A 4,898-nucleotide genomic window follows, 5' to 3' on the forward strand; every position below is an offset into this window, starting at 1 on the left:
GCAGGGGGCGGCGGATACCTGGCGGTGTTCTCTCCGCCGGAGGGAGCGGGTCGAAAGTCGCCCCGGGATATCGTTGCTTGTAGGGATCCTGCCGGCACTCGTTGACACCACCCCAGCCGCCCGCCTCGGACGCTGAACATGTCCGAAGACGAGGTCAGACCGGAAATCGCCGGCTGAGGCTCAAACCGGCGCTTTTGACCCTCAACGGACATACGAGGGATTGTCCCAAGTTTTTGCGGTAAGCTGCCTCATGGATCGAGATATGCTCTTGAGGCATCTTGAGGAGTCCGAGCGCCATGTTGCGCAGGCAAGCGACACATTGCGGGTCAGGAGCAGCTAGTTGCGGACTTGGCCCGCTCGGGGCACGACACGACGGAAGCTCGGAAGCTATTCAAGTGTGAACGTTGGCAGCGAACTCTCTTCGCGCCTGGCGAGTTCTGGCTAGCCCGTGACCGCTAAGCCTTCGTTTCAACAGATGGAACCATCGCCATCTGCAAAAGAACGCGAAACAATTTCCAACGCTGTAACTTAAGTTAATCGTGGGGCCTAATCGAGATATCGCGAAATGGAACCCCCCAGCCGAATATCCGAGCACATCGACCGCAAGACTGCCCGGTCGATCTGTGACGAGGTGGGTGACCGATTGCAGCAGGACTTAGCTCACGAAGTCTCGCCTCTGCCGCCCTACCTCGAACGTCTAGTTGATGAAATGCGCAAACAGGAGCGTCATCTAACTGATGGCGTCGAAAGCTGGCGCTACCGCTGACTGTTTCACCATGCGGCGAGAGTTGCGGCCATGTGAGCGCGTAAAGAAAAGCCGTCGCCGCTCTCAACCCGGCGGCGGCTTGTTGCTGCTAATCTGTGGGTTCTTGATGTTGCGCCGGCAAACCAACTGAAGGCTGTTGATGTTCGCCAAAACATGGCGCGCCTCAGAGAGCTAAGGCTGGCCAAGGAAGCGCAAGAACTTCGGACGGAAATTTCCAAAACAAACCAGCAGCAAGGCCGAAACCGAAAAAGCGATTTAGATAAAGGGCTGCTTGAGCTGGCGGCCTCTTTTTCGGATGTCGCCGGTTGGCCCTTGGCGACCGTTTGCGCGGCGCAGGGACATGTCCGAAGACGGCATAGACCGGAAGTCGCTGGCTGAGGCTCAAATCGGCGTTTTTTGATCCTGAGCGGACTCGCCCCAACAACGAGTCTGAAAGCCCACCCGCATCCCTCTCAGAGTGCTATAGTCTCGCCGTTACCAATGCCTGGGTTCTGGCATATGAGGCGTCGCGAGCCTCTGCTGACCGCGCCCGCTGCGATCGTCCACTGCGTGGGGTGAAAGCGGCGCCACGAAATTTGAGCTCGTCATCAACCTCAAGAAGGCCAAAGCTATCGGTCTCACCGTCCCACCTTCGTTACTCGCCCGCGCTGACGAGGTGATCGAATGAACAAGTCGATTAGTTTTCAGGGGTGGCGGCTTGGCCATACTTTGCTGGCCATAATCCTGTCGCTCGGGGTAATTCATACTGTCGAAGCGCAACAAAGTTCGAAGGTCCGCCGCGTGGGCTATGTTGCCACTGGAAGCGAAGAGAACACACGCGAACTTAGGGAAATCGCGCGCCGTACTTATGCCGACCTTGGATACCGCGACGGTAAGAACCTGAGAATAGATATGCGGTATGCAGAGGGACGGTTCGAGCAAGGGCCGCGCCTCTTCACGGAATTGCTGGAAGCGGATGCCGAAGTGCTGGGGACGAGCGGCTATCAACTAGCCGCAGCGGCCATACAAGTGACTCGGAATGTCCCCGTTGTCGGAGTCGGCTGCGGGATCGAGCTGTTGGCCACCAGCCTGGCGAAGCCGGGTGGCAACTTGACGGGAGTGACCTGCCAGACCCCCGATCTGGCGACGAAACATCTCGAGCTGTTTCTGGAACTCTTCCCTGGAGAACGACGCGTCGGTGTCCTGTACAATCCCGATGCGATCTACACTCTCAAATCAGAAGAGGAGTTGACACGCGCGGCTGGGGGGCTGGGAATTGAAGTGTCGTCGATGCGAGTACGGCGGCCCGAAGAGATCGAGTTCGCCTTTGCCGACATTGAAAAACAGGGAGCACGCGCAATAATCCTCGCGACCGATGCACTGTTGTTTGCAAAAAGGGAAAGGTTGGTCGCCCTCGCGTCTATACATCGAATTGCCGTGATAGCAACATTCCGCGAGTTCGCTGAGCATGGCGCAATCGTGTCCTACGGCAGTAAGCTCAAGAACCTCGTTCGCAGACAAACTGAAATGATCGTCAGGATCTTAGAGGGCGCAAAGCCCGCTGACATTCCAATCGAGCAACCGACGAGTTTCGAGCTGATCATCAACCTCAAGACCGCCAAAGCGCTTGGCCTCGACGTGCCGCCATCTTTGCTCGCCCGCGCCGACGAGGTGATCGAATAGAGACTCCTGATTGCTGCAATGCATGAGTCTGGAAGTGGCCCTTGCGAGACCTGCTCGTTGGGGCCTCAGATGTCCGATCACCCGGGCGAAGCAGAAGCCGCGCCCCCAAGGCGCGAACCGACGCGATTGACCCGGAGCGGACCTTGCGCCGACGTCGAGGACGCGCATAACAACGGATGCGCAGCAGCACCTTGGCTATGAGGAGACTCGCAATGGTGATGTTCCTTGGTGAAGCCGAAGTGCGCAAGCTTCTGAACTGGAAACCGCTCATCGCTGCCATGGAAACGGCGTTGGTCGCATTCTCTGCCGGTCGCGTCATCCAGCCAGTTCGCAATATGCTCACCATCGAGGAAGGCAAGCGCTATCTCGGCATCATGCCGGCCGTCGCCGAGGACGCGATGGGATTGAAGTTGGTTTGCTTCTATCCCGGCAATGCTGGGACTTCCGTTCCTACCCACACGGCAATGATCTTGCTGTTTCGCCCCGAAACGGGTGAACCGCTTGCGGTCTTGGATGGTCGCCTCATTACTGAGATGCGCACCGCGGCAGTATCCGCGGCCGTGACAAATCGACTAGCCGCGCCGGACAGCCGGGTGCTGGCGCTGCTAGGCAGCGGGGTACAGGCAAAGGCTCACCTTGAAGCCATTCGCGAGGTCCGGCCGATACGAGAGGTCAGGGTCTGGAGCAAAACCCCTGAGCACGCCAAAAGCTTCGCGGCCGCTAACGGCGCGACCGCAACAGATGCCGAAAGCGCTGTACGGGGCGCTGACATTGTCGTGACTGCCACGAATGCGCGCGAGCCAGTTCTTAGGGGTGCGTGGCTGAAACGCGGTGCTCACGTCAATACGGTCGGGTAGCCGCGGCCGACATGGCGAGAAGTTGACGATGAGACAATGGCAAACATCCTAATCGTCGATTCTCGAGAGGCGGTCCTGAAGGAGTCAGGGGATGTGATCCTTTCCAAGGCCGAAATCTTCGCCGAAGCAGGCGAGATTCTTGGAGGAACCAAATCGCCTCCGATTGGCCAGACCACGATTTTCAAGTCTGTCGGAATCGCAATCGAAGACCTTGCTGCCGCGCAGCTTGTTTTCAACGGCGCGCCCAAGAAGGGGTGATTTGTGCGGCTTCGTTGCTAGTGTCGGCTGATGGCCCATCAGCGAAGTGGCGACACCCCCCATGGAGGTCAGCTTAGTGGCGTTTAGCGGACGAGATATGTCGAACAGGCTGCGTTGTTCTATGAGTTCTCGCTCGAAAGGAATATCCCCGCCGACCACTTGCTCCGGTCGATCGATGGATTTGTCGATCTTGAACAGGTCAGGCAGGGCGCCTCGCACCGTTCTACAGTGGTATCGGTCGACCTTCGAGCTATCCCGAGCTGACGATCCAGATGCTGCTGTCCGGTCTATTGCCGACAACCAACGTGACGAAGGTTTGAGCGATATTCCGCTAGGGGCCAATCTTGCAAGACCTTGGGACGCCGTCTCGCGGATGGACTATCCCCGATAGCTGGTGCGCTGCGGCGGCTGTGGACTGTTTGCAGGATTCGTATCGTACTTGGATATTCGCGCAATTAGCCCGCTAGTAGCGAGCGGTTGCAAGCCTGCTTCCAATGCGTCAGCAATCTCTTTCGTATAGATCTCCCGTTCGTCCACGTAGAGCGTGAAGGATTTCAAATATTTTTCCTTTTTCGCCGGATCCGTGATCGTCGCCTTCGTCCACTTGTAGAGCGGATAGTTTTCGACGCCGTTCTCTTCTGCTGCGGCGACATACTCAGCAAAAGCGTCGAACTGGCATTTCGGTACAGCCCGATGTTCGGCGAGGACATCGAATAGCGGCGCCAGTACCGGAACACGGAGTTTTCGGCGTACCGATTCCGCTGCGATAGAATCGCTTACGTCGAATCTGACCTGATACTTCCACTGAGAAGTAACGCCGTTCTCGCCTTCTGGTCGCATCGGGTTTGCGCCGTTTTCCGATCGCAGATGCTAGAGCTCCCTCACCAGCAGGTCCAGCACGCCGCGGCGGTTTTGAGCGTCACCTCAAAGCGCGGCGAAGGTGAGGCCGGCGCGCTCCTTCAGACGCTCGCGCAACGCCGGACCCATCAGCGCGCCCGGCGTCCAGATGCCGCCCTCGCCCTGCACGTCGCGCACGAGGCAGAGAGCGCTTTCGGCGATCATCTTGCTGGTCGAGCCGTAGCCCGGATCGCGGTCGCCTGTGACGACCGCCTCGACCCGTCGGCCATCCGGCAGCTCGCCCAGAAGAGAATGTCGTAGAAGCCCTTCTCGCGCTCTTCCCGAGTCGGGCCTGCACCGGCTTTGAGGCCGCCGATCCCGAACAAGGAAACCATCGTGGCGAACGTCTCCGTCGTCACGCGACCGATTTCCCCCAATCCCGGCGCGACCATCATCTCGTCGTAAACGAAGTCCGTGCCGTAGGGATGCCCCAACAGGAAATTCGTGCGGTGCACGTT

The 4,898-nt window shown here is 58.5% G+C and carries 2 protein-coding genes and 3 pseudogenes; 3 read left to right on the forward strand and 2 right to left on the reverse strand.

Annotated elements, in window-relative coordinates:
* Positions 1 to 1,429 precede the first annotated feature (1,429 nt).
* The 3 genes and pseudogenes from JQ632_RS38860 to JQ632_RS39960 form a co-directional block, all read left to right on the forward strand.
* Positions 1,430 to 2,428 carry an ABC transporter substrate-binding protein gene (locus tag JQ632_RS38860; RefSeq protein ID WP_212408002.1) on the forward strand — a complete coding sequence of 333 codons (999 nt, stop codon included), beginning with the start codon at positions 1,430 to 1,432 and terminating at the stop codon, positions 2,426 to 2,428.
* A 218-nt stretch (positions 2,429 to 2,646) separates the two neighbouring features.
* A pseudogene (locus JQ632_RS38865) lies at positions 2,647 to 3,543 on the forward strand (ornithine cyclodeaminase family protein).
* Positions 3,544 to 3,657: 114 nt separating this feature from the next.
* Positions 3,658 to 3,830 (forward strand): annotated as a pseudogene (locus tag JQ632_RS39960) (IS5/IS1182 family transposase); the annotation flags it as partial.
* A 91-nt stretch (positions 3,831 to 3,921) separates the two neighbouring features.
* Here JQ632_RS39960 and JQ632_RS38875 read toward each other — a convergent pair.
* Both JQ632_RS38875 and JQ632_RS38880 read right to left on the reverse strand, forming a co-directional pair.
* Positions 3,922 to 4,383, reverse strand: coding sequence for a hypothetical protein (locus JQ632_RS38875; protein WP_212408005.1), 462 nt, complete (start codon positions 4,381 to 4,383; stop codon positions 3,922 to 3,924).
* 84 nt (positions 4,384 to 4,467) lie between these two features.
* Positions 4,468 to 4,898 (reverse strand): annotated as a pseudogene (locus JQ632_RS38880) (saccharopine dehydrogenase); the annotation flags it as partial.

Source organism: Bradyrhizobium liaoningense, from assembly GCF_018130955.1.
GTDB classification, from domain to species: domain Bacteria; phylum Pseudomonadota; class Alphaproteobacteria; order Rhizobiales; family Xanthobacteraceae; genus Bradyrhizobium; species Bradyrhizobium liaoningense_C.

Excerpts from the sequence above, each read along its gene's own strand:
- JQ632_RS38860 (WP_212408002.1), top strand. The coding sequence starts at position 1,430 with ATGAACAAGTCGATTAGTTTTCAGGGGTGGCGGCTTGGCCATACTTTG.
- JQ632_RS38875 (WP_212408005.1), bottom strand. The coding sequence starts at position 4,383 with ATGCGACCAGAAGGCGAGAACGGCGTTACTTCTCAGTGGAAGTATCAG.